27 protein-coding genes, 1 tRNA gene and 1 other RNA gene are annotated in these 25106 nt (G+C 42.3%); 21 read left to right on the top strand and 8 right to left on the bottom strand.

From position 1 onward, the window contains the following. Positions 1–265: 265 nt before the first annotated feature. From I2H52_RS01355 to I2H52_RS01370, 4 genes are all read left to right on the top strand, one after another. On the top strand, positions 266–637 hold the full coding sequence (locus I2H52_RS01355) for a GFA family protein (RefSeq protein ID WP_000912017.1): 372 nt from the start codon (positions 266–268) through the stop codon (positions 635–637). Positions 638–845: 208 nt separating this feature from the next. Beyond that, positions 846–1763, top strand: coding sequence for a glycine--tRNA ligase subunit alpha (gene glyQ, locus I2H52_RS01360; RefSeq protein WP_000038733.1), 918 nt, complete (start codon positions 846–848; stop codon positions 1761–1763). A gap of 211 nt (positions 1764–1974) precedes the next feature. Beyond that, positions 1975–4011 carry a glycine--tRNA ligase subunit beta gene (gene glyS, locus I2H52_RS01365; protein ID WP_049550338.1) on the top strand — a complete coding sequence of 679 codons (2037 nt, stop codon included), beginning with the start codon at positions 1975–1977 and terminating at the stop codon, positions 4009–4011. Between the two features lie 41 nt (positions 4012–4052). Continuing rightward, entirely contained in the window at positions 4053–4310 is a 258-nt protein-coding gene (locus tag I2H52_RS01370) for a DUF896 family protein (protein WP_049478328.1), read from the top strand. A gap of 81 nt (positions 4311–4391) precedes the next feature. Here the strand turns inward: I2H52_RS01370 and I2H52_RS01375 are convergent, their stop codons facing one another. From I2H52_RS01375 to I2H52_RS01385, 3 genes are read right to left on the bottom strand one after another with little or no spacing between them, the layout of a single operon-like run. Then, positions 4392–5636, bottom strand: a complete 1245-nt coding sequence (locus tag I2H52_RS01375; protein ID WP_049501180.1) for an NAD(P)H-dependent oxidoreductase — start codon at positions 5634–5636, stop codon at positions 4392–4394. Between the two features lie 17 nt (positions 5637–5653). Further along, entirely contained in the window at positions 5654–6259 is a 606-nt protein-coding gene (locus tag I2H52_RS01380) for an NADPH-dependent FMN reductase (protein ID WP_049501179.1), read from the bottom strand. Between the two features lie 18 nt (positions 6260–6277). Further along, positions 6278–7207, bottom strand: a complete 930-nt coding sequence (locus tag I2H52_RS01385) for an FAD:protein FMN transferase (RefSeq protein WP_049550353.1) — start codon at positions 7205–7207, stop codon at positions 6278–6280. A 306-nt stretch (positions 7208–7513) separates the two neighbouring features. Here I2H52_RS01385 and nox point away from each other — a divergent pair, with 306 nt between their 5' ends. The 3 genes from nox (at position 7514) to pdxT (ending at position 10502) form a co-directional block, all read left to right on the top strand. Further along, entirely contained in the window at positions 7514–8893 is a 1380-nt protein-coding gene (nox, locus tag I2H52_RS01390; protein ID WP_045616887.1) for a H2O-forming NADH oxidase, read from the top strand. 151 nt (positions 8894–9044) lie between these two features. Continuing rightward, on the top strand, positions 9045–9920 hold the full coding sequence (gene pdxS, locus I2H52_RS01395; protein WP_000138534.1) for a pyridoxal 5'-phosphate synthase lyase subunit PdxS: 876 nt from the start codon (positions 9045–9047) through the stop codon (positions 9918–9920). Beyond that, positions 9921–10502, top strand: a complete 582-nt coding sequence (pdxT, locus tag I2H52_RS01400; protein ID WP_195593813.1) for a pyridoxal 5'-phosphate synthase glutaminase subunit PdxT — start codon at positions 9921–9923, stop codon at positions 10500–10502. A gap of 19 nt (positions 10503–10521) precedes the next feature. On the opposite strand, the gene trhA is transcribed toward pdxT, so the two are convergent. Together trhA and I2H52_RS01410 are read right to left on the bottom strand one after the other, a co-directional pair. After that, the gene (gene trhA / locus I2H52_RS01405) at positions 10522–11169 is read right to left on the bottom strand and encodes a PAQR family membrane homeostasis protein TrhA (protein ID WP_001097972.1); all 648 of its coding nucleotides are present in this window, start codon (positions 11167–11169) and stop codon (positions 10522–10524) included. Then, positions 11166–11612 carry a DUF1836 domain-containing protein gene (locus I2H52_RS01410; protein ID WP_195593816.1) on the bottom strand — a complete coding sequence of 149 codons (447 nt, stop codon included), beginning with the start codon at positions 11610–11612 and terminating at the stop codon, positions 11166–11168. The genes trhA and I2H52_RS01410 overlap by 4 nt, the downstream gene beginning before the upstream one ends. Positions 11613–11746: 134 nt before the next feature. On the opposite strand from I2H52_RS01410, the gene I2H52_RS01415 reads away from it, so the two are divergent. The 7 genes from I2H52_RS01415 to trxB all read left to right on the top strand — a co-directional run bounded on the left by I2H52_RS01415 (position 11747) and on the right by trxB (position 16101). Beyond that, complete coding sequence (locus I2H52_RS01415) at positions 11747–12238, top strand: GNAT family N-acetyltransferase (protein WP_045616890.1); 492 nt, start codon at positions 11747–11749, stop codon at positions 12236–12238. Continuing rightward, on the top strand, positions 12238–12753 hold the full coding sequence (locus I2H52_RS01420) for a methylated-DNA--[protein]-cysteine S-methyltransferase (RefSeq protein WP_045616891.1): 516 nt from the start codon (positions 12238–12240) through the stop codon (positions 12751–12753). The genes I2H52_RS01415 and I2H52_RS01420 overlap by 1 nt, the downstream gene beginning before the upstream one ends. 12 nt (positions 12754–12765) lie before the next feature. After that, entirely contained in the window at positions 12766–13122 is a 357-nt protein-coding gene (locus I2H52_RS01425) for an arsenate reductase family protein (RefSeq protein WP_045616892.1), read from the top strand. Between the two features lie 156 nt (positions 13123–13278). Beyond that, positions 13279–14079: an amino acid ABC transporter permease gene (locus tag I2H52_RS01430; RefSeq protein WP_045616893.1), complete on the top strand. Its 801-nt coding sequence runs from the start codon at positions 13279–13281 to the stop codon at positions 14077–14079. After that, complete coding sequence (locus I2H52_RS01435) at positions 14079–14822, top strand: amino acid ABC transporter ATP-binding protein (protein WP_195593819.1); 744 nt, start codon at positions 14079–14081, stop codon at positions 14820–14822. Before I2H52_RS01430 ends, I2H52_RS01435 begins: the two co-directional genes overlap by 1 nt. Before the next feature lie 77 nt (positions 14823–14899). Beyond that, a complete protein-coding gene (locus I2H52_RS01440; RefSeq protein ID WP_000926603.1) occupies positions 14900–15124 on the top strand; it encodes a DUF4059 family protein in 225 nt (74 codons plus the stop codon). 65 nt (positions 15125–15189) lie between these two features. After that, entirely contained in the window at positions 15190–16101 is a 912-nt protein-coding gene (gene trxB, locus I2H52_RS01445; protein ID WP_000272337.1) for a thioredoxin-disulfide reductase, read from the top strand. Between the two features lie 192 nt (positions 16102–16293). Here trxB and rlmB read toward each other — a convergent pair whose 3' ends face one another. Both rlmB and def read right to left on the bottom strand, forming a co-directional pair. Further along, positions 16294–17022, bottom strand: a complete 729-nt coding sequence (rlmB, locus tag I2H52_RS01450) for a 23S rRNA (guanosine(2251)-2'-O)-methyltransferase RlmB (RefSeq protein WP_007517462.1) — start codon at positions 17020–17022, stop codon at positions 16294–16296. Positions 17023–17066: 44 nt separating this feature from the next. Further along, positions 17067–17678, bottom strand: a complete 612-nt coding sequence (def, locus tag I2H52_RS01455) for a peptide deformylase (protein ID WP_001272963.1) — start codon at positions 17676–17678, stop codon at positions 17067–17069. Positions 17679–17833: 155 nt separating this feature from the next. Here def and I2H52_RS01460 point away from each other — a divergent pair, with 155 nt between their 5' ends. From I2H52_RS01460 to ssrA, 4 genes are all read left to right on the top strand, one after another. Then, positions 17834–19153, top strand: coding sequence for a CapA family protein (locus I2H52_RS01460; protein WP_000415552.1), 1320 nt, complete (start codon positions 17834–17836; stop codon positions 19151–19153). A 23-nt stretch (positions 19154–19176) separates the two neighbouring features. Continuing rightward, complete coding sequence (locus I2H52_RS01465; RefSeq protein WP_195593822.1) at positions 19177–20004, top strand: HAD family hydrolase; 828 nt, start codon at positions 19177–19179, stop codon at positions 20002–20004. Between the two features lies 1 nt (position 20005). Continuing rightward, positions 20006–20641, top strand: coding sequence for an SGNH/GDSL hydrolase family protein (locus tag I2H52_RS01470; protein WP_045616900.1), 636 nt, complete (start codon positions 20006–20008; stop codon positions 20639–20641). A gap of 60 nt (positions 20642–20701) precedes the next feature. Beyond that, positions 20702–21049: a transfer-messenger RNA gene (gene ssrA / locus I2H52_RS01475) on the top strand. Between the two features lie 142 nt (positions 21050–21191). On the opposite strand, the gene I2H52_RS01480 is transcribed toward ssrA, so the two are convergent. After that, positions 21192–21279, bottom strand: a tRNA-Ser gene (locus I2H52_RS01480). 161 nt (positions 21280–21440) lie between these two features. Here I2H52_RS01480 and I2H52_RS01485 point away from each other — a divergent pair. The 3 genes from I2H52_RS01485 to I2H52_RS01495 are packed head-to-tail and all read left to right on the top strand — an operon-like array spanning position 21441 to position 25038. Beyond that, positions 21441–22181 (top strand): DeoR/GlpR family DNA-binding transcription regulator, encoded by a 741-nt coding sequence (locus I2H52_RS01485; protein WP_045616901.1) that lies wholly within the window; start codon positions 21441–21443, stop codon positions 22179–22181. Then, complete coding sequence (gene pfkB, locus I2H52_RS01490) at positions 22178–23089, top strand: 1-phosphofructokinase (protein ID WP_045616902.1); 912 nt, start codon at positions 22178–22180, stop codon at positions 23087–23089. Before I2H52_RS01485 ends, pfkB begins: the two co-directional genes overlap by 4 nt. Beyond that, complete coding sequence (locus I2H52_RS01495) at positions 23086–25038, top strand: PTS fructose transporter subunit IIABC (protein WP_195593825.1); 1953 nt, start codon at positions 23086–23088, stop codon at positions 25036–25038. Before pfkB ends, I2H52_RS01495 begins: the two co-directional genes overlap by 4 nt. Positions 25039–25106 lie beyond the last annotated feature (68 nt).

The raw sequence follows: 25106 nt of genomic DNA on the forward strand, positions 1-25106 counted from the left end.
TCATTTTTGGTTTACACTAGCTAGAAAATCTGCTATAATACTAGCTAGGAAAGAAAGTCTTATGGCGTTCTTCAAGCGAGCTTGGGACAGTGGGAGCCAAGTAGAACAAGCTAAGAAACTGGCGCTTTCTGTCGTATTTTTTTAAAAAAAATGAAGTAATAAATTAGGGTGGAACCGCGTTTCTGACGCCCCTAGTCGCAAGGCTTGGGTGTTGAAATTCGGTTCTTTTTGAATTTCGTCTAATGCCTAAGTAGAAAGGAGCATAATGCTTAAAGGATCTTGTTTATGCAAAGCAGTGACCTACACTTTGGATGAGGAATTGTCGGAATTAGTTTTTTGCCACTGCTCATTCTGTCGGAAAGCAACTGCGTCTGCCTATACAGTGAATGCCAAAGTTAGTAGTAAAAACCTAGTATTGCATGGAAAAGAACAGTTGGTTACCTATAGTTCATCTCCAGGAAAACAACGCTATTACTGTCAGAACTGTCATAGTCAAATTTTCACTGCTCAAGAAAATATACCAGAAGTCTGTGCTTTGAAACTAGGTACAATAGACGAATGCGATCAGAATTTACAAACTGTTCCCAAACGTCATATTTTTCAGGACCCAGCTTTTTCTTGGTTGCTTGATGAATAAAGCTAAAAAGATAATATAAATTAAAGGAGTAAACAATGTCTAAGAAATTAACATTTCACTGCGTCAGTGGCAGAGACCTCCTTACAGTCGGATTGCCCCACGCTCAGCACTAGAGTGCTGAGCTAGACGCAGTACTAACTTGTCTTGCCTCGTATAATCGACGAGGCAGACTCGTGTCGCAAGTATTTTATAGAAAAAGGAGTAAATAATGTCTAAAAAATTGACTTTCCAGGAAATCATCCTTACTTTACAACAATTTTGGAATGACCAAGGTTGTATGCTTATGCAGGCTTATGATAATGAAAAAGGTGCAGGGACAATGAGTCCTTACACTTTCCTTCGTGCTATTGGGCCTGAGCCATGGAATGCGGCTTATGTAGAGCCATCACGTCGTCCTGCCGACGGTCGCTACGGGGAAAATCCTAACCGTCTTTACCAACACCACCAATTCCAAGTGGTCATGAAGCCTTCTCCATCAAATATTCAAGAACTTTACCTTGAATCTTTGGAAAAATTGGGAATTAATCCTTTGGAGCACGATATTCGTTTTGTCGAGGACAACTGGGAAAATCCATCAACTGGATCTGCTGGTCTTGGTTGGGAAGTTTGGCTTGATGGGATGGAAATCACTCAGTTTACTTATTTCCAACAAGTCGGTGGATTGGCAACTGGCCCTGTGACTGCGGAAGTTACTTATGGTTTGGAACGCTTGGCTTCTTACATCCAAGAAGTAGACTCTGTTTACGATATTGAGTGGGCTGATGGTGTAAAATATGGAGAAATCTTTATCCAGCCTGAGTACGAGCATTCAAAATATTCATTTGAAATTTCGGACCAAGAAATGTTGCTGGAAAACTTTGATAAGTTTGAAAAAGAAGCTGGTCGCGCCTTGGAAGAAGGTTTGGTTCACCCTGCCTATGACTATGTTCTCAAATGTTCACACACCTTTAACCTACTTGATGCGCGTGGTGCTGTATCCGTAACCGAACGCGCAGGCTATATCGCTCGTATTCGTAACTTGGCCCGTGTCGTAGCTAAAACCTTTGTCGCAGAACGCAAACGCCTAGGCTACCCACTTTTGGATGAAGCAACACGAGCTAAACTCCTAGCAGAAGACGCAGAATAAAGAGAGTGACAAATTACGAAAATGGGCGAACAGAGTGAGCCCTGAGCCAGTTGCCGCAGTGATGAAGGTATCCTTAGTGAAGCTAAGGATACTAGGCAAAATTGGAGACTTTTGGCTCCAATTTTAGCAATGAAACGACGAAGTCGGTTGCTTGCGTGCCAATCACATAAGGCAAACTGGAAAATAAAAAGATACTTTTCGGAGAAAAAATATGATAAAAAACTTATTAGTAGAACTCGGTCTTGAAGAGTTACCAGCCTACGTAGTAACCCCAAGTGAAAAACAACTAGGTGAAAAAATGGCAGCCTTCCTCAAGGAAAACCGCCTGTCCTTTGAAGACATTCAAACCTTCTCAACACCCCGTCGTTTGGCTGTTCGTGTGACTGGTCTTGCAGACAAACAGTCTGATTTGACAGAAGATTTCAAGGGTCCAGCAAAGAAAATTGCTTTGGATAGTGATGGAAACTTCACCAAAGCAGCCCAAGGATTTGTCCGTGGAAAAGGATTGACAGTTGAAGATATCGAATTCCGTGAAATCAAGGGTGAAGAATACGTCTATGTTACCAAGGAAGAAGTGGGTCAAGCAGTTGAAGCCATTGTTCCAGGTGTAGTAGACGTCTTGAAGTCACTGACTTTCCCTGTCAGCATGCACTGGGCTAACAACACCTTTGAATACATCCGCCCTGTACACACTTTGACAGTTCTCTTGGACGAGCAAGAGTTTGACTTGGATTTCCTTGATATCAAGGGCGGTCGTGTAAGCCGCGGTCATCGTTTCTTGGGACAAGAAACTAAGATTCAGTCAGCATTGAGCTATGAAGAAGATCTTCGTAAGCAGTTTGTAATCGCGGATCCTCGTGAACGTGAGCAAATGATTGTTGACCAAATCAAATCAATCGAAGCTGAACATGGTGTAGGTATCGAAATTGATGCGGATTTGCTTAATGAAGTCTTGAACTTGGTTGAATACCCAACTGCCTTCATGGGAAGTTTTGACGCCAAATACCTTGAAGTGCCAGAAGAGGTCTTGGTGACTTCGATGAAGGAACACCAACGCTACTTCGTTGTCCGTGATCAAGACGGTAAACTCTTGCCAAACTTCATTTCAGTCCGTAACGGAAACGCAGAGCATTTGGAAAATGTTATCAAGGGAAATGAAAAAGTCTTGGTTGCCCGCTTGGAAGACGGAGAATTCTTCTGGCGTGAGGACCAAAAATTGGTTATTTCTGACCTTGTTGAAAAATTGAACCATGTGACCTTCCACGAAAAGATTGGTTCTCTTCGTGAACACATGATTCGTACTGGTCAGATTGCCATTCTCTTGGCAGAAAAAGCTGGCTTGTCAGTGGATGAAACAGTTGACCTTGCTCGTGCAGCAGCCATTTACAAGTTTGACTTGTTGACGGGGATGGTTGGTGAGTTTGATGAGCTCCAAGGGATTATGGGTGAGAAATATGCCCTCCTTGCTGGGGAAACTCCAGCAGTTGCGGCTGCTATTCGTGAACACTACATGCCGACAGCTGCTGAAGGAGCTCTTCCAGAGAGTAAGGTGGGAGCCATTCTAGCCATCGCAGACAAATTGGATACGATTTTGAGTTTCTTCTCAGTAGGCTTGATTCCATCAGGTTCTAATGACCCTTATGCCCTTCGTCGTGCGACGCAAGGTGTGGTTCGTATCTTGGATGCTTTTGGTTGGCACATTGCTATGGATGAGTTGATTGATAGCCTTTACAGTTTGAAATTTGACAGCTTGACTTATGAAAATAAAGCAGAGGTCATGGACTTTATCAAGGCTCGTGTTGATAAGATGATGGGTTCTACTCTAAAAGATATCAAGGAAGCAGTTCTTGCAAGTTCAAACTTTGTTGTGGCAGATATGCTAGAAGCAGCAAGTGCTCTTGTCGAAGCAAGCAAGAAAGAAGATTTCAAACCATCTGTCGAATCCCTCTCTCGTGCTTTCAACTTGGCTGAAAAAGCCGAAGGAACTGATACTGTTGATCCTGCTCTCTTTGAGAATGAAGAAGAGAAAGCCTTGGCAGAAGCTGTAGAATCTCTTGTTTTGTCAGGGGCTGCAAGTCAGCAATTAGAACAACTCTTTGCGCTTAGTCCAGTTATTGATGCTTTCTTTGAAAATACTATGGTAATGGCTGAAGATCAGACTGTTCGACAAAATCGTTTGGCTATCTTGTCGCAACTAACCAAGAAAGCAGCTAAACTTGCTCGTTTCAACCAAATTAATACTAAATAAACTCAGTCAAACGAACTGTATCTTATCACAAAGGAGAAGAAATGGATCCGAAAAAAATCGCTCGTATCAACGAGCTTGCTAAAAAGAAAAAAACAGAAGGTCTAACTTCTGCTGAAAAAGTGGAACAAGCTAAGCTTCGTGAGGAATACATCGAAGGCTATCGTCGTTCTGTTCGCCACCACATTGAAGGAATCAAAGTTGTGGACGAGGAAGGAAATGACGTTACACCAGAAAAACTACGCCAAGTACAACGTGAAAAAGGTTTACACGGCCGTAGTTTAGATGATCCTAACTCATAAAACGAAAGGGGTTTGTAGATGATTTACAAGCCTCTTTTCTGTTGCAATTAAAAAGGAGCCAAGTGGCTCCTTTTTGATTTCTTAGTTACTTGCACCAGAAGTAGCGTCTGCGCCACCACCGTGGCCTCCAGCGTCACCTGAATCAGAAGCGCCAGAAGTAGCATCAGCATCTCCATGTCCTCCAGCAGCAGGAGCAAATGGTCCGCTACCACCTACCAAACGTTGACCCGTTTCTTTTAGGTACCAGTCAAGCCATGGTTGGAAGTTAAAGACGATTTCATTGATACCAGCGTATGATCCATCAGGATAGTACATTGCTTGGTAGTTGTGAGTGTTGATAACACCTGCAGGAGATCCTGGAACGATTGTACGTACGTATTCTTGGTTTCCGTTGCGAAGTGTTCCGATAACCCACTCTACATTCTTCATACGTGCTGGTGGAAGAGAACCATGCACAGTTGACATACGGCTACCTGATTGAGGTGGTACACGTTTAGCAAACATGGTGTCTGGATCTTGGTGAGCGTTATTGTAGTAGAGGAATTGGTTGTTGTCATCAGCGTATGTCAATTCAAATGGCATAGCTTTCAAGAACATATCGATTTGGTTAACTGTCAGGATACCGTGGTCTAATTTGACATAGGTATCACCAGAAACAGCACCAGTGATTGCTGCAACTTTTTCTACCCATTCTGGATCGTCAGGGTCAACTTCTGTAATGGTTGTAGCAATTGGTTTTCCACAATCCAAGTCTTCTGGTTCGATTGGTTTTGGTTTTTTCAATTTCGAAACGACTCCTACGTATTTAACAAAGTTATCTAAGCAAGTTTCAAGGAATTTAACAGTTCCTTCGTTGGTGATGTTTCCATTGTTATCAAAAGCTTCTTTGGCTTTACCAAGAAGGAATTCGTTACCTGGAAGCGTGTAGGCATTAACACCTGGAGCGTCAAGGATTTTACGAAGGTGAACTTGGGCACGTGATGTTCCTTGGTCATAGTATGATGCACCCACAATCATAACAGGCTTGTTTTCAAATGGATGAACTTCGTATGAAAGCCATTCAAGTACAGATTTGAGTGAAGCTGAGATAGTGTGGTTGTGCTCAGGAGTCGCAATGATGACACCATCAGCACGTGTAATTTTGTTATACAAGAATCGCAATTGGAAGCTTTCGTCCCATTTTTCGTCTTGGTTAAACATTGGAACTTCGTCAATTTCAAGAACTTCTAATTCAAATTTGAATTTGAAATTGCGACGGATAAATTCCAAGAGTTTGCGGTTATATGATTGATCGTAGTTTGATCCTACAAGTCCAACAAATTTCATTCTTTCGGTCTCCTATCTTACAAATTTTCCCAGTCAAATTCTTCTGCATCTTTGCGAAGCAATTCTTGCGCATTGCGCAATTTCTCAGTAATCTTCACAAAGATACGGAAGTCATCAAAGATGGCATCCAATTTCTTGATGACGTCAAGGTCAACCAAGTCACCACTTGGGTTAAATGCTTGAAGAGAGTGTGAGAGCAAGAATTCATCTGGAAGAACATTTGCCTTGATTTCAGGAGCATTCAAGATTTGACGAAGTTGCAATTGGGCACGAGATGAACCAAGTGTACCGTAAGAAGCACCAGTGATCATGATTGGTTTGTTCAAAAGTGGGTAGATACCGTAAGATAGCCAAGCAAGAGCGCTCATCAATACCGCAGTGATAGAGTGGTCGTACTCAGGAGTACCGATAATCACACCATCAGCCTCTTCAATTTTAGCTGCAATCTCAAGAATTTCAGCTGGAAGTTGCTTATCTGCTGGTTTGTTGAAAACAGGGATATCCTTGATTTCAACGAGTTCAATTTCAGCTTTATCAGCAAAGTGTTTTTGCATGTATTGGAGCAATTGGCGGTTTGTAGAACGTTTAGAGTTCGTTCCAACAATGGCAATAAGTTTTAGCATGAGATTTCCTTTCTCTTTTTACATAATACAATTTTGAAGGCCTGAAGAACATGCAAGGCGTCCCTCTTTGTCGATGAGGATGGCTTCAATACCATCTATACTTTCGACTTGCCAGAGGATAGAAGCGCTTCGTTCTCCGAAAAGGCGCGTTGTCCAAATCTCACCATCAACGGATTTATCAGAGATAATCGTTAGGCTAGCGAGATCGGTTTCGACAGGGAATCCTGTCTCACTATCAAAGATATGGTGATAGTCTTTTCCATCTACTGTCAGGTGGCGTTCATAGATACCTGAAGTGACAACGGATTTGTTAGAAGCAGGGATAGTTAGGAGATTATTGCCACGAGGATTTTGCGGATCTTGAATCCCAATCTGCCAGGCTTTCCCTTCTTTGGCTTGGTTATTCCCGATGGTGAGGATATTTCCTCCGAGATTGATCAAGGCAGAGGTGACACCGTGTTCTTTCAAATACTGGGCAACCTTATCTGCACTATAGCCCTTAGCTAAGCAACCTAAATCAAGCTTCATTCCTTTCTTCTCTAAAAAGACAGTAGAGCTAGTCGGATCCAACTTGATAAAATGCGGGTCAACTAGAGATAAGACAGCTTCGATTTCGTCTAACTCTGGAAGCCGTGCATCTGCAAATCCGATTCGCCAGGTTTGAATCAAGGGACCAATACTGATATTTAGATGGCTAGACGGAGCTAGGCTATGCTCCAGTCCAAGAGCAATCAGTTCAAACAGGTCAGGATGAACCTTAACAGGTGCGATTCCAGCCTGGTAGTTGATTTCCATCAGTTCGGATTCTTGACTGTTGGCGTTAAAGCGGTATTCGAGCTCCTTGAGCAAATCAAAGGCTCCTTGAAGTAGGCAATCAGCCTGTTCATCTACTAATGAAATCGTGATCGTTGTTCCCATTAGCCGTTCAGAACGTGAATGAAGAGGCAAGCTACCAGCTCCTTTCTCTTTATAGGAAATCATTCAATATAAGGTCGTCAAAGAAAAATTAAACCCCTTACATTTTCTCTCCATGTATCTAGCATATCATAAAGTCAGCGTTTTCACAAATGAATTTTGACAAAAAGTCAAGAAATATGCTCAAAATTAGCATGAAAACGATAGAAAATAAGGTTTGTTAATATTAACTGTATTTTTTTCTGAAAAAAAGAGAATTCTGAGCAAATGTCTTGTAAACGCTAACAGTAAATGATATACTAGAAAAGTAAATCAAAAATTAAAGGTAGGAATTTTTCTATGAGTAAAATCGTTGTAGTTGGTGCTAACCACGCTGGTACAGCTTGTATTAATACCATGTTGGATAACTTTGGTCATGAGAATGAAATCGTAGTATTTGACCAAAACTCAAATATTTCATTCCTTGGTTGTGGAATGGCGCTTTGGATCGGGGAACAAATTGATGGTCCAGAAGGTCTCTTCTACTCTGATAAAGAAAAATTGGAAGCAAAAGGTGCTAAAATCTACATGAACTCACCTGTTCTTTCAATCGACTATGACAATAAAGTTGTGACTGCAGAAGTTGAAGGTCAAGAGCACAAAGAATCTTATGACAAATTGATCTTTGCGACTGGTTCAACTCCAATCTTGCCTCCAATCGAAGGTGTTGAAATTGTCAAAGGTAACCGCGAATTCAAGACAACTCTTGAAAATGTTCAATTTGTTAAGTTGTACCAAAATGCTGAAGAAGTTATCAATAAACTTGCTGACAAGAGCAAACACCTTGAACGCATCGCTGTTGTTGGTGGAGGTTATATCGGTGTTGAACTTGCTGAAGCTTTTGAGCGTCTTGGCAAAGAAGTTGTCCTTGTTGACATCGTAGATACTGTCTTGAACGGCTACTATGACAAAGACTTCACCCAAATGATGGCGAAGAATTTGGAAGACCACAACATCCGGTTGGCACTTGGTCAAACAGTTAAAGCAATCCAAGGTGACGGTAAAGTTGAACGCTTGGTCACAGACAAAGAAACATTTGATGTAGATATGGTGGTTCTTGCAGTTGGTTTCCGTCCAAACACAGCTCTTGCAGATGGTAAGATTGAACTCTTCCGCAACGGTGCCTTCCTTGTAGACAAGAAACAAGAAACATCTATCCCAGGTGTATATGCTGTTGGTGACTGTGCAACAGTTTATGACAATGCTCGTAAAGATACAAGCTACATCGCTCTTGCATCTAACGCTGTACGTACTGGTATCGTTGGTGCTTACAATGCTTGTGGACATGAATTGGAAGGAATCGGTGTGCAAGGATCAAACGGTATCTCAATCTACGGTCTTCACATGGTTTCAACTGGTTTGACTCTTGAAAAAGCTAAAGCTGCTGGTTACAACGCAACTGAAACAGGCTTTAACGACCTTCAAAAACCAGAATTTATGAAGCATGACAACCATGAAGTTGCCATCAAGATTGTCTTTGATAAAGACAGCCGTGAAATCCTTGGGGCTCAAATGGTATCACGTGATTCAGCTATCAGTATGGGAATCCACATGTTCTCACTTGCTATCCAGGAGCATGTAACAATTGATAAATTGGCCTTGACAGACCTATTCTTCTTGCCACACTTTAACAAACCATACAACTACATTACAATGGCTGCACTTACAGCTGAAAAATAACAATAGCTGAGCTATCTGGCCTTAAATTAAGGTCAGATAGTTTTTTCTTGTTCCTGTCCCCATACAATCTATCTTATTTCATCTTGTTCTTCTCTTAGTTCTAGCTTAAAATAAAACTGTAGCTACTAATACAAATGATGAGGAAAAAGAAATGACTGAAAATCGTTATGAACTAAATAAAAACTTGGCGCAGATGCTTAAGGGCGGTGTTATCATGGATGTGCAGAACCCTGAACAGGCTCGGATTGCGGAAGCTGCTGGTGCGGCAGCTGTCATGGCCTTGGAGAGGATTCCAGCTGATATTCGGGCTGTTGGCGGGGTTTCCCGTATGAGTGATCCAAAGATGATTAAGGAAATCCAAGAAGCGGTTAGCATTCCAGTGATGGCCAAGGTCAGAATCGGACATTTTGTTGAAGCTCAGATTTTAGAGGCTATTGAGATTGACTATATCGATGAGAGTGAAGTGCTGTCTCCAGCAGACGATCGTTTCCATGTGGACAAGAAAGAATTCCAAGTTCCTTTTGTCTGTGGAGCTAAGGATTTGGGTGAAGCCTTGCGTCGTATCGCTGAGGGAGCTTCCATGATTCGGACAAAAGGAGAACCGGGGACAGGAGATATCGTCCAAGCCGTTCGCCATATGCGTATGATGAATCAGGAAATTCGCCGTATTCAAAATCTACGCGAAGATGAACTCTATGTGGCTGCAAAGGACTTGCAAGTTCCTGTTGAATTGGTCCAATACGTTCATGAACATGGAAAATTACCAGTTGTTAACTTTGCAGCTGGAGGTGTGGCAACACCAGCAGATGCTGCGCTGATGATGCAACTGGGGGCAGAAGGCGTTTTTGTTGGGTCAGGTATTTTCAAGTCAGGAGATCCTGTTAAACGGGCGAGTGCCATTGTCAAAGCTGTGACCAACTACCAAAATCCTCAAATTCTGGCTCAAATCTCTGAAGACCTAGGGGAAGCCATGGTGGGTATCAATGAGAATGAAATCCAAATTCTTATGGCAGAGCGAGGAAAATAGATGAAAATCGGAATATTAGCCTTGCAGGGTGCCTTTGCAGAACATGCAAAAGTGCTAGAAAAGTTAGGTGTTGTTAGTGTCGAAATCAGAAATTTAGATGATTTTCAACAACATCAGAGTGACTTGGTGGGTTTGATATTACCTGGCGGTGAGTCTACAACCATGGGCAAGCTCTTGCGCGACCAGAACATGCTGCTTCCCATCCGAGAAGCCATTCTATCTGGATTACCCGTTTTTGGGACCTGTGCGGGCTTGATTTTGCTGGCTAAGGAAATCACTTTTCAGGAAGAAAGTCATCTTGGAACCATGGATATAGTGGTTGAGCGCAATGCTTATGGGCGCCAACTAGGAAGTTTTTATACAGAGGCAGAATGTAAGGGAGTTGGCAAGATTCCCATGACCTTTATCCGTGGACCGATTATCAGCAGTGTTGGAGAGGGTGTAGAAATTCTAGCAACCGTAGACGATCAAATAGTTGCAGCCCAAGAAAAAAATATGCTGGTAACTTCTTTTCATCCAGAATTGACAGATGATGTTGGCTTGCACCAGTATTTTATCAATATGTGTAAAGAAAAAAGTTGAGAAAAGATTCTCAACTTTTTTACATGTAATAAACAATCGCGATATATTGAAGTGCAGATGCTGCTAGGATAAAGAGATGCCAAATCATGTGGAAATAAGGTTTTTTCTTAGCGTAAAATCCAGCTCCAACTGTATAACAGAGTCCACCAGTTACCATGAGACTCCAGAAAATTGGCGTTGTTTGACTGATAATGGCAGGAATGATAGCCAGAACCAACCAGCCCATGATCAAATAAAGAGCAAGGCTGAATTTCTCATTGACCTTTTTAGCAAAGATTTTATAGAGGATGCCAAAGATGGTCGTTCCCCACTGAATGGCAATGATCAGATAGCCAAACCAGTTATTCATCAAAGTCAATACGACCGGTGTATAAGAGCCTGCGATAGCCACGTAAATCATAGAATGGTCGATGATTCGCAAAACGTATTTGTGAGTCGACCCATAGGCCATAGAATGGTAAATGGTTGACGAAAGAAACATGAGAAAGAGACTGATAACAAAGATTGAAACACCAAAAGATGATAAAAATCCGTGTGCTTCATAACTATAGGTGGATGAAATAGGGAGCAAGATGAGCATGATAACGGCACCCACAGCATGGGTCACACTATTAGCAATTTCCTCTCCGAAACTGAGCTTTTTACTGAGTTTTAGACTGGTATTCATTGGATTTCCTCCTCTTCTTTGATAAGGATTAAGTCTAGAGTTTGATGATAGAGTTTAACCGTTTGACAGCTAGTTTGGATAATAGGATTTTCTGGATCGATCCCATGGTTCATGTAGTCCACAAAAGCATCGTAGAGCTGGTCTGAGCTTGCATAAGTGTGTAGAGTATTCAGTGTCTGAGCGATTTCTTGAATCGAAAAGACAGATTTGAGAGTAGTGATAGCAATCAAACGGGCAATCTGTTTGCGTTGGTATTTCTTCTTGTCAGGCTTTATCAGGTAACCATGTTTGACATAGTTATTGACCATAGATGCGGTCAGGCCCTTTTCTTTATCTGGAGAGATAGGGGCACAGACTTGATTGACATAAAGCAAAACCTGATCCAGATAGAGGTCAATGTTTGGAATGTCTTCCCATTTTGGGTAGGAAAAGATAGAATTCATTTCCAACTCCTTTTTATCTAGTTTTGATAACTAGATTATAAAATAATAAAAAACAAAAGTCAAGTTTCAACTGCTTGTAGAAAGCTTTAAATTATGCTATGATGAGAGAAACTAGTAAGAAAAGAGGAGAAAAGATGGAGATTCGATTAGCTTTTCCAAACGAAGTAGATGCGATTATGCAGGTGATGGAGGATGCCAAAAAATGCTTAGCCAAGTCAGGTAGTGACCAGTGGCAAAATGGTTATCCAAATGTTGACATCATTATTGATGATATTATCTCAGGTCAAGCCTATGTGGCCTTGGAAGAGGGAGAACTGTTAGCCTATGCTGCTGTGACCAAGAGCCCAGAGGAAGCCTATGAAGCGATTTATGAAGGGAATTGGCAAGGGAGAGAGTCAGAATATCTGGTCTTTCACCGTATCGCCGTGGCAACAGATGTCCAAGGGCAGGGAGTTGCTCAGACTTTCCTAGAAGGCTTGATTGAAGGTTTTGATTACCTAGATTTTCGTTCAGATACGCATGCAGAAAACAAGGCCATGCAGCATATCTTTGAAAAGCTGGGTTTCCAACAGGTCGGTAAGGTTCCAGTTGATGGAGAACGTTTGGCCTATCAGAAATTAAAATAATGACGCAGAAAAAGTACGCAAAAATGCTCTACTTGTCGCCAATCGGGACCTTATCCTTAGTTGCTGACGAGCAATATCTGTATGGAATTTGGGTGCAGGACCAAACTCATTTTGAGAGGGGATTAGGGGATGAAACGATAGAAGAAGTTGTTAGCCATCCTGTATTGGAGCAAGTTATTTCCTATTTAGATACCTATTTCGAAGGCAGTGTTCAGGATCTATCTGACTTACCTTTGGCTGCTATTGGAACGGATTTTGAAAAGCGAGTCTGGACCTACTTACAGAGTATTCCTTATGGTCAAACAGTAACTTACGGACAAATAGCGCAAGACCTGCAAGTGGCTTCTGCCCAAGCGATTGGCGGAGCAGTGGGGCGTAATCCTTGGTCCATACTCGTACCCTGTCATCGTGTGCTGGGATCAGGCAATCGTCTGACAGGCTATGCATCGGGAGTCGAAAAGAAAGCCTGGCTATTGCAACATGAAGGTGCAGCATTTCAAGAAAATAAAAAATAGAAAGAAAAGAAGATGTTAGAATTTATCGAATACCCAAAATGTTCAACTTGTAAGAAAGCAAAAAATGAATTGGATCAACTTGGACTGGAATACCAAGATATCCACATCGTAGAAGAAACACCAAGTGAAGACGTGATTTTGAAATGGTTGGAAACTTCCGGTTTTGAAGTGAAACAATTTTTCAATACTAGCGGGATTAAATACCGCGAACTGGGCCTAAAAGATAAGGTGGGAAGTTTGTCAAAACAAGAAGCAGCCAAGCTTCTAGCGAGTGATGGCATGTTATTGAAACGTCCAATTTTGGTGGAAAATGGTGCTGTTAAGCAAATTGGCTATAGAAAATCCTACGGGGAACTGGGCTTGAAATAGTTTTTATCTATCTTCTTGATAGGTAAATTATATAGCCTTTCTGGTTTAAAGTGTGATAAACTAGAAGGTAGACAAAGTCTGCTTTACCCGTAGCAAATAATTTGCTTGCGAGCAGAAGTATGGTAGAATGAATCATTATCAGGAGAGGATGTTTTTATGACTGTTACAACACTTTTAGCATCAGATTGGTACCAGAGCTTGATGCAGCTGATTCCAGACGGTAAGCTCTTTAGCTTGCGTTCAGTTTTTGATGGGATTCCAAGAATTGTCCAACAACTTCCCACAACTATCATGTTGACGCTTAGTGGTGCGATTTTTGGTTTGGTGCTGGCCTTGGTTTTTGCCATTGTTAAAATCAATCGTGTTAAGATTTTATATCCCTTGCAGGCCTTTTTTGTCAGCTTTTTAAAAGGGACGCCGATTTTGGTTCAGCTTATGTTGACCTACTACGGGATTCCACTTGCTCTAAAAGCCCTTAATCAACAATGGGGAACCAGCTTCAATATCAATGCTATTCCAGCAGCAACCTTCGCGATTGTAGCTTTTGCCTTTAATGAGGCGGCTTATGCCAGCGAAACCATTCGTGCAGCCATCCTTTCTGTCAATCCTGGTGAGATTGAAGCGGCACGCAGTCTGGGGATGACCCGTGCGCAAGTTTATCGTCGTGTCATTATTCCTAATGCAGCGGTGGTAGCGACTCCAACCTTGATTAATTCCCTCATCGGCTTGACCAAGGGAACTTCTCTAGCCTTTAGCGCAGGTGTTGTGGAGGTCTTTGCCCAAGCTCAGATTTTGGGTGGAGCTGATTATCGCTATTTTGAACGTTTCATCTCCGTAGCCCTTGTTTACTGGGTAGTCAATATCGGAATCGAAAGCCTCGGTCGCTTTATCGAGAAGAAAATGGCCATTTCAGCGCCGGATGCAATAACTACAGATGTGAAAGGAGATCTTCGTTAATGATTAAGATTTCGAATTTAAGCAAATCCTTTTCAGGTCAGACTGTCTTAGATCATCTGAACTTGGATATCCAAAAGGGAGAAGTAGTAGCCTTGATTGGTTCATCTGGAGCAGGGAAATCAACTTTCTTGCGTAGCCTTAACTATCTTGAGACACCTGATAGTGGTTCCATCCAGATTGACAATTTTAAAGTTGATTTTTCTCAGATTAGCCAAGAAGAAATCCTAACCCTTCGTCGCAAGTTGTCTATGGTTTTCCAACAGTTTAATTTGTTTGAACGCCGAACTGCTCTTGACAATGTTAAGGAAGGTTTGGTTGTTGTCAAGAAATTATCGGATGAGGAAGCAACAAAAATCGCCAAGGAAGAGTTGGCTAAAGTTGGTCTTTCTGACCGTGAAAACCATTACCCTCGCCACTTATCAGGTGGACAAAAGCAACGGGTTGCCCTCGCGCGTGCGCTTGCTATGAAACCAGATGTCTTGCTCTTGGACGAGCCCACTTCAGCCCTTGACCCGGAGTTGGTCGGTGAAGTAGAAAAGTCTATTGCAGATGCTGCCAAGTCAGGTCAGACCATGATTTTGGTCAGTCATGATATGTCTTTTGTAACCCAAGTGGCAGACAAGGTTTTATTCCTAGATAAAGGGAAAATCATCGAGTCTGGCACACCGGATGAAATCATCAATCATCCAAAAGAAGAACGGACAAAAGAATTCTTCGCTAGTTACAAACGGACTTATATTTGATATAATAGAAAAAGGAAAACTCAGTTAGTTGGACTAGCTGAGTTTACTCTTTAAAAAAGATAGAAACGAGAGAGATCATGCTGCTGCAACTGTTTTCTTTATATTTCGAGAGTTTGATCTTAACGACCATCCTTGTCGTGATTTTTCTGGGGATTTGGATTGGATTGAGAGCCATGTCTGGTGTGGACAAGACAGCCAAGGCTCGTCAAGCTCATCTCTATGATATGATTATGATTGGAGTTTTGGTCGTTCCGGTGTTATCCTTTGCCGTCATGAGTTTGCTCTTGGTTTTCAAGGCATAATCCTTGCGTGACTAGCAAGAATAAGTTAGAATAAAGATAGTTACAACAAGAAAGAAGGAATCGAAATGTACGATACGATTATTATCGGTGCTGGACCTGCGGGAATGACCGCTGCCTTATATGCTGCTCGAAGCAATCTGAAAGTAGGCTTGATTGAAGGTGGTCTGCCAGGCGGGCAAATGAATAACACATCTGATATCGAAAACTATCCAGGTTATGCCAATATCAGTGGACCTGAATTGGCTGAAAAGATGTTTGAACCACTTGAAAACCTTGGAGTAGAGCATCTTTATGGCTATGTTGAAAATATTGAAGACAAGGGTGACTATAAGAAGGTAATCACTGATGATCAAGTTTACGAAACCCGTACTGTCATCGTGGCAACTGGGTCAAAACACCGTCTTTTGGGAGTTCCCGGAGAAGAAGAACTGAACAGTCGTGGTGTTTCTTACTGTGCAGTCTGTGATGGAGCTTTCTTCCGTGACCAAGACTTGCTCGTAGTCGGTGGTGGAGATTCAGCGGTAGAAGAAGCCCTCTTCTTGACTCGCTTTGCCAAGACTGTTACCATTGTTCACCGTCGCGACCAACTTCGTGCCCAAAAGGTGTTGCAAGACCGTGCCTTTGCTAATGAGAAAGTCAACTTTATCTGGGACTCTGTCGTCAAGGAAATCAAAGGTGAAAACCGAGTAGAATCTGTCGTATTTGAAAATGTAAAAACAGGTCAAATAACAGAGCAAGCCTTTGGTGGTGTCTTTATCTATGTTGGTTTGGATCCCGTTAGCGATTTTGTCAAAGATTTGAATATTCAAGATCAGGCTGGCTGGATTGTGACAGATAACCACATGAAAACTGCCGTTGACGGTATCTTTGCGGTTGGAGATGTTCGCCAGAAAGACCTTCGCCAAGTAACAACAGCAGTTGGAGATGGGGCTATCGCTGGTCAAGAAGCTTACAAATTTATTACAGAACATAGTTAATACACTTCGAAAATCTCTTCAAACCACGTCAGCTTCGCCTTGCCGTAGGTATGGGTACTGACTTCGTCAGTTCTATCCACAACCTCAAAGCAGTGCTTTGAGCTGTCTTAAGCTAGCTTCCTAGTTTGCTCTTTGATTTTCATTGAGTATAATCATAAAAAAGTTTCCAATCAGATGACTGGAAACTTTTTTTTATAGTCTATTTCGGAAAACTTCGTACATGAGAATGGCTGCAGCAACACTGGCATTGAGGCTTTGAACATGTCCATTCATGGGAATGGTAATCATCTCATCAACCTGTTTTTTGATGTTGCTAGAGATGCCTTTTCCTTCATTTCCGATGATGAGGGCGATTTTTCCTTTTGTATTCCACTTGTGGCAAGGAGTACCGTTCATATCCGTTCCAAAGGTCCAGAAGCCTTCATCCTTGAGTTTGTCTAGAGTTTGACTGAGGTTGGTCACTCGCGCAATCGGTACATGCTCAATAGCACCTGTGGCCGTTTTGGCAACGACAGGAGTCACTCCGACAGCACGGTGCTTGGGAATGATGACACCTGAAACATTGGTCGCATCAGCAGTCCTTAAGATAGAACCTAAGTTGTGAGGGTCAGTTAGACCATCCAGAATCAACAGAAGTGGATTTTCTTCTTGGCGTGTTTTTGCAAGGATGTGATCCAGCTCGCTATAGGCAAATTCGGAAACTCGTAGAACAAAACCTTGGTGAACAGCGCCTTCGGTCATCTCAGACAGGGATTTTTTTGAAGTCCAAGAGATGGAGACCTTTTTCTCAGCAGCCAGTTCCTTGACTTTCTCAACATTCTTACCTCGGAGATCATCTTGGAGGTAGAGTTTGTTTCCTGTATTTGCAAGGAGGGCTTCGGTAACGGCATGGACGCCATAGACAATATCATTTGTTTTCATGCCTCTATTATAACACAAAACCCCGTCTTGCAACGGGATTTTCTTTATTCGAGGATGAGGAGTCCATCTTTGATAGCAAATGGGTCTTTCTCATTGATACGATCGTAGAACATGATTCCGTTGATGTGGTCAATTTCATGTTGGACAACGATAGAGTTGTATCCTTTAAGCTTGATGCGGTGTTTTTCTCCGTCCTTGTCAAAGTAATCAACAGTGACGCGGGCATGACGAACAACATAGCCTGGAACTACACGGTCGACAGATAGGCACCCTTCTCCTTCACCGAGGGCGGCGTCCTGAACAGAGTGGGATACGATTTTTGGATTGTACATAACAGCTTGCAGGTCGTAGGCTTCCTGAGGAGTTTCACCTTCTTCCACAATATTTGGCACTAAAACAGCGATAATGCGTTTTGAGATATCTAACTGAGGAGCGGCCAATCCAACCCCACCGCGGAGTCCCATCTTTTCAGCCATAACAGGATCCTGAGAATTTTTGAGGAATTGCATCATCTTTTCTCCAAGGATGATTTCCTGGTCAGACAGTGGGAAAGTGACCTCCTCAGCAACCGCGCGTAAAGTTGGGTTCCCCTCACGGATAATATCGTTCATATTAATTAAATGAGCAGCTTTTGTAATACGTTCTATAGCAGACATTTTCTCTCCTTTCATTACCTCTACATGATAACACAAAATAGGCGAGAAAGAAAGTCACAGAAGTTCCTAAAAAATAATATAATAAACGGTATTCCTCTTTTGTCTGTGGTATAATAAAAGAAAAGACTTGCAGTAAAAGCAAGGGGGGAATAAAGATGGAAAAGCGACAAGATAGATGGTCTCATGGTCCTATTTTTGGATTGTTGAAGAGTAGTATTGGTTTCTTTAGGAATTATAAATCTTGGACAAATGCCCAGTTTATTACGGTGCTGTTGCTTGCAGTTTCCTTGTCTATGGGGCTGAACTTGTTGACCCAAGCAGTACAAGGGAACAAGGGAACAAGTCCGAGTGGTCAAACAGTTGATTCTGCTCAGACGTCTAGTCAGTCTAAGGAAAATCAGTCTGCCGAAACGACAGCTCGTATCATGGCAAATGGTGACCTTCTCTACCATATTCCTATCTACCGAACAGCTCTGAAAGAAGATGGAACCTATGATTTCCATGAAAATTTTGAGTATGTAAAACCCTGGCTCAAACAAGCGGATTTAGTGCTTGGTGACTTTGAAGGAACGGTGAACAAGGACCACTACTTGGCAGGCTATCCTCTCTTTAATGCACCAGGGGAAGTCATGGATGCGATCAAGGATGCAGGCTACCAAGTTCTAGACTTGGCTCATAATCACATCTTGGATTCTCAAATTGAGGGAGTGGTTTCGACAGCAGAAGCTATTGAAAAGGCAGGGATGACACCCATAGGAGTCTACACACATGAATCCCGTGACCAAGCTCCACTAGTTATCAAGGAAGTCAATGGTATCAAGGTAGCTCTCCTAGCCTATTCTTACGGTTTTAATGGCATTGAGCAGTATATCTCTCAAGAGGATTATAATCGCTATCTTTCTGACCTGAATGAAGATAAGATGAAGGCGGAAATCGAACGAGCTGAGCAAGAGGCGGATATTACTGTCATCATGCCTCAGATGGGAATTGAGTACCAGCTAGAACCGACGGAAGAACAGAAAACACTGTACCATAAGATGATTGACTGGGGAGCTGATATTATCTTTGGAGGGCATCCTCATGTCGTTGAACCTGCTGAAACCGTTGAAAAAGATGGTGACAAAAAATTGATCATCTACTCCATGGGGAATTTCCTCTCAAACCAGCGCATTGAAACCATGCAAGACGAGGAAAATGCCAAGTGGACGGAGCGAGGAGTTCTCATGGATGTGACCATTAAGAAAAAAGATGGCAAGACAAGGATTGAAACTGCTAAAGCGCATCCAACTTGGGTTAATCGAACTCCAAAAGGTACTTACTCTCCAGAAGGCTATCCGCTCTTCCTCTATCAGACCTATATCCTAGAGGACTTCATCGAGGGAGGCAGTCATCGTGATCAGTTGGACGAGGCGACCAAGGAACGAATTGACACGGCCTATAAAGAAATGAATGAACATGTAGGGTTGAAGTGGTAGGTGCTCACCCTAAAGGAGATAGGATGACGATTAAATTAATTGCAACAGACATGGATGGAACCTTGCTAGACCCGAGAGGTCAGCTGGATCTGCCCCGCTTGGAAAAGATTTTAGATCAGCTGGATCAAAGGGATATCCGTTTTGTCATTGCGACGGGGAATGAAGTTCATCGTATGAGACAATTGCTTAAACATTTGGCGAGTAGAGTTGTCCTAGTCGTTGCCAATGGGGCGCGTATTTTTGAAAATAATAAACTGATTCAAGCACAGATCTGGGATAATGCTATGGTTGACAAGGCTCTCCTTCATTTTAAAGGGAGGGAGTGTCGAGATCAATTTGTTGTCACTAGTATGAACGGGAGTTTTGTCAAGGAAGGAACTGTTTTTACAGAACTGGAAAAATTTATGACTCCAGAGATGATTGAAAAACTTTACCAAAGGACTAATTTTGTGGATGAGCTAAACTCAGACCTCTTTGGAGGAGTCTTAAAGATGAGTATGGTTGTTGGTGAAGAACGCTCTAGTTCTGTTTTGCAGGAAATCAATGACCTCTTTGATGGTCGTGTAAGAGCTGTTTCTAGCGGTTATGGCTGTATCGATATCCTACAGGCTGGTGTTCACAAGGCTTGGGGATTGGAAGAATTACTCAAGCGCTGGAATTTAAAATCGGAACAAATCATGGCTTTTGGTGATAGCGAAAATGATGTCGAGATGTTGGAGATGGCTGGTATTGCCTATGCGATGGAAAATGCAGATGATGAGGCCAAGGCAGTTGCGACTGCCCTAGCACCAGCTAACAGCCAGGCTGGTGTTTATCAAGTTCTAGAAAATTGGTTAGAGAAAGAGGGATAAGGTGGCAGTACAGTTATTAGAAAATTGGCTCCTAAAAGAGCAGGAGAAGATTCAAACCAAGTATCGTGAATTGAATCAAGTTTCTGTTCTAGAACCAGATGTAATTTTTATCGGCGATTCGATTGTAGAATACTACCCATTGCAAGAGTTGTTTGGGACTGCAAAGACGATTGTTAATCGAGGCATCCGAGGTTACCAGACGGGGCTTCTACTAGACAATCTTGATGCCCATCTTTATGGTGATGCTGTCGATCAAATTGTTCTCTTGATTGGGACAAACGATATCGGGAAAGATATTCCCATGAATGAAGCCTTGGATAATCTTGAGCGTGTGATCCAATCGATTGCCCGAGATTATCCGCTGTCACAAATAAAGCTTCTTTCGATTCTGCCGGTCAATGAAGGAGAAGAATACAAGCGGACAGTATACATTCGTACCAATGAAAAGATCAATGAATGGAATCAGGCCTATGAGGCTCTAGCATCCGCCTATATGCAGGTAGATTTTGTACCTGTTTATGATAGTTTGATAGATTCAGAAGGACAACTCAAAAAAGACTATACAACAGATGGCCTCCATCTAAGTGTAGCCGGTTATCAAGCCTTATCGGAAGCCTTAAAAGGGGTTCTTTTCTAAAGAGGTGGCTTGATTTTGCATTTTTCATGAAGATAGGTTATAATGGTTCTATCGTCTTTTGGGGTCGTTACGGATTCGACAGGCATTATGAGGCATATTTTGCAACCCGTGTGGCGACGTAAACGCTCAGTTAAATATAACTGCAAAAAATAACACTTCTTACGCTTTAGCTGCCTAAAAACCAGCAGGCGTGACCTGATTTGAATTGCTCGTGTTCAATGACAGGTCTTATGATTAGCGAGATACGATCAAGCCTTGTCTAGTGGTTTGATAAGAGATTAATAGACTCGCAGTTCCTAGGCTTGAGTTATGTGTCGAGGGACTGTTAAAACAATACATAACCTATGGTTGTAGACAAATATGTTGGCAGGTGTTTGGACGTGGGTTCGACTCCCACCGGCTCCATTATTCTTTCACCAACCTTGGAAAAACGTTGTTAAATCAACGTTTTTTGTTTTTGCCTTTGGTATTCCTTGGTATTCTTTTTTTAAAAAGGGATACAAAAAAAGATACAACATTGTTGTATCTAAAAAATAATTTTGCTTTTCTACGGAAGACATGGGATTCGAACCCACGCACGCTGTTACACGCCTACCGCGTTTCCAACACGGCCTCTTAAGCCTCTTGAGTAATCTTCCAATACTTACTCAAATAGTCTACCATAAAGCCACTTATCTTGCAATAAAAATTTTGGAAATAAGAAAAATGATAGAATTTGAAAGAAAATGATAAAAAATGCTTGACTTTGATAGAAATTGTGCTAGAATGAATAGTGTAAACGATAACAGGAGGTGATTCGGTGTTAAAAACTGAGCGGAAGCAACTGATTTTAGAGGAGTTAAATCAACATCATGTAGTTTCCCTAGAAAAATTGGTTAATCTATTAGAAACATCAGAATCAACGGTACGAAGAGATTTGGATGAGTTGGAGGCGGAAAACAAGCTTCGCCGTGTGCATGGTGGAGCAGAATTACCCCACTCCTTGCAGGAAGAAGAAACCATCCAAGAAAAATCTGTCAAAAACCTTCAAGAGAAGAAGCTACTGGCTCAGAAAGCAGCCTCTCTTATTAAGGAGAAAGATGTTATCTTTATCGATGCTGGCACAACAACAGCCTTTTTGATTAAGGAATTGGTCAATAAGAATATCACCGTTGTGACCAACTCCATTCATCATGCGGTTCAGTTGGTTGAGAAGCAGATTCCAACGGTCATGGTTGGAGGTAGTGTCAAGATGACGACAGATGCATGTATCGGCGGTGTTACTCTTAACCAAATCAATCAATTGCACTTTGACCGTGCCTTTATCGGAATGAATGGTGTTGACGATGGTTATTATACAACTCCCGATATGGAGGAGGGAGCTGTTAAGCGTGCTATTTTAGAGAATGCCAAACAGACCTACGTCTTAGTGGATTCATCAAAAATTGGGCAAACTTGCTTTGCCAAGGTAGCACCACTCAAACGAGCTATTGTTATCACAAGTCAAGGGCATGAGCTCTTGCAGGCTATTAAGGGGAAAACGGAGGTAATAGAAGTATGATTTATACAGTCACACTCAATCCATCCATTGACTATATCGTTCGCTTAGACAAAGTAGAAGTAGGTAGTGTCAATCGAATGGACAGTGATGATAAGTTTGCTGGTGGGAAAGGAATCAATGTCAGTCGTGTTTTGAAACGCTTGGGTATTCCAAATACAGCGACTGGTTTTATTGGAGGATTTACTGGTAAATTTATCACAGATACTTTGGAAGAAGAAGAAATCGAGACTCGTTTTGTCCAAGTGGCAGAAGATACTCGTATCAATGTTAAAATCAAAGCAGACCAAGAAACAGAAATCAACGGAACGGGTCCTAGTGTTGAACCAGCTCAATTAGAAGAATTGAAAGCTGTTTTATCTAGTCTGACAGCAGATGATACGGTTGTGTTTGCAGGTTCAAGTGCTAAGAATCTAGGTAATGTTATCTACAAAGATTTGATTGCCTTGACACGCCAGACTGGTGCGCAAGTGGTTTGTGACTTTGAAGGACAGACCTTGATTGATAGTTTGGACTATCAGCCACTTTTGGTTAAGCCAAATAATCACGAACTGGGAGCTATCTTTGGAGTTAAACTAGATAGTTTAGATGAAATTGAGAAATACGCGCGAGAGTTACTGGCTAAAGGTGCTCAAAATGTGATCATCTCCATGGCTGGGGACGGTGCACTTCTTGTCACATCTGAGGGAGCTTACTTCGCAAAACCTATCAAGGGAACAGTCAAAAATTCAGTGGGAGCTGGCGACTCAATGGTTGCTGGGTTTACAGGTGAATTTGTCAAATCAAAAGATGCAGTAGAAGCCTTCAAATGGGGAGTGGCTTGTGGGACAGCAACTACTTTCTCTGATGACTTGGCAACTGCAACATTTATAAAAGAAACTTATGAAAAAGTTGAGGTAGAAAAACGATGAAAATTCAAGACCTATTGAGAAAAGATGTCATGTTGCTGGATTTGCAGGCAACTGAAAAAACAGCTGTCATCGAAGAGATGATTAAAAGTTTGGTAGATCACGGTTACGTGACGGATTTTGAAACCTTTAAAGAAGGAATCTTAGCGCGTGAAGCTCTAACTTCCACTGGTTTGGGTGATGGAATCGCTATGCCTCACAGCAAGAACTCTGCAGTTAAAGAAGCTACGGTTCTCTTTGCTAAGTCAAACAAGGGTGTTGACTACGAAAGCTTAGATGGGCAACCAACAGATCTCTTCTTCATGATTGCAGCTCCAGAAGGTGCCAATGATACTCACTTGGCAGCCTTGGCAGAATTGTCTCAATACTTGATGAAAGACGGATTTGCTGACAAACTTCGTCAAGTAACATCTGCAGATCAAGTTATCGAACTCTTTAACCAAGCTTCAGAAAAAGCTGAGGAGCCTGTTCAAGTACCTGCTAATGACTCTGACGACTTTATCGTAGCTGTTACAGCTTGTACGACAGGTATTGCCCACACATACATGGCTCAAGAAGCCCTTCAAAAAGTGGCTGCTGAAATGGGGGTTGGCATCAAGGTTGAAACCAACGGTGCTAGCGGTGTAGGTAACCAACTAACTGCAGAAGATATCCGTAAGGCTAAAGCTGTTATCATCGCTGCTGACAAGGCTGTAGAGATGGATCGCTTTGATGGAAAACCTTTGGTTAACCGTCCAGTTGCAGACGGTATCCGTAAGACAGAAGAGCTGATCAACTTGGCTCTTTCAGGAGATGCTGAAGTTTATCGTGCTGCTAATGGAGCAAAAGCTGCAACAGCATCTAATGAAAAACAAAGTATCGGTGGAGCTTTCTACAAACACTTGATGAGTGGTGTATCTCAAATGTTACCATTCGTTATCGGTGGTGGTATCATGATTGCCCTCGCCTTCTTAATCGACGGAGCTTTTGGTGTGCCACAAGATAGTCTTGGCAACCTCGGATCCTACCATGAACTAGCTTCTATGTTCATGAAAATCGGTGGGGCTGCCTTTGGCTTGATGCTTCCAGTTTTTGCAGGATACGTAGCCTACTCTATCGCTGAAAAACCAGGTTTGGTAGCTGGTTTTGTGGCTGGTGCTATTGCCAAAGAAGGTTTTGCCTTTGGTAAAATTCCTTATGCCGCAGGTGGTGAAGCAACTTCAACCCTTGCAGGTGTCTCATCTGGTTTCCTAGGCGCCCTTGTTGGTGGATTTATCGCAGGTGCTTTAGTTCTTGCCATCAAGAAATACGTAAAAGTTCCTCGTTCACTTGAAGGTGCTAAATCAATCCTTCTCTTGCCACTTCTTGGAACAATCTTGACTGGATTTGTTATGTTAGCTGTCAACATCCCAATGGCAGAAATCAACACTGCTATGAATAACTTCCTAGGCGGTCTTGGGGGAGGTTCAGCTGTCCTTCTTGGTATCGTTCTTGGGGGCATGATGGCTGTTGATATGGGTGGGCCAGTTAATAAAGCGGCTTATGTCTTTGGTACAGGTACGCTTGCAGCGACTGTTTCTTCAGGTGGTTCTGTAGCTATGGCAGCAGTTATGGCTGGAGGAATGGTTCCACCACTTGCTATCTTTGTCGCAACCCTTCTTTTCAAAGATAAATTTACCAAAGAAGAACGCAACTCTGGTTTAACAAACATAATCATGGGCTTGTCATTCATCACTGAAGGAGCGATCCCATTTGGTGCAGCAGACCCAGCTCGTGCGATTCCAAGCTTCATCCTTGGTTCTGCAGTAGCAGGAGGACTCGTTGGTCTTGCAGGAATCAAACTCATGGCACCACACGGAGGAATCTTCGTCATCGCCCTTACTTCAAATGCCCTTCTCTACCTTGCCTTTGTTTTGGTTGGCGCAATTGTAAGTGGTGTGGTTTATGGTTACCTACGCAAACCACAAGCATAAAAAGGATTAGAATAGAAAGATTGTTACCATTTGGTGCAATCTTTTTCTCTATTCGAAATGGCTGTGAA

It is taken from the genome of Streptococcus oralis (assembly GCF_015561235.1).
Taxonomy (GTDB): domain Bacteria; phylum Bacillota; class Bacilli; order Lactobacillales; family Streptococcaceae; genus Streptococcus; species Streptococcus oralis_BK.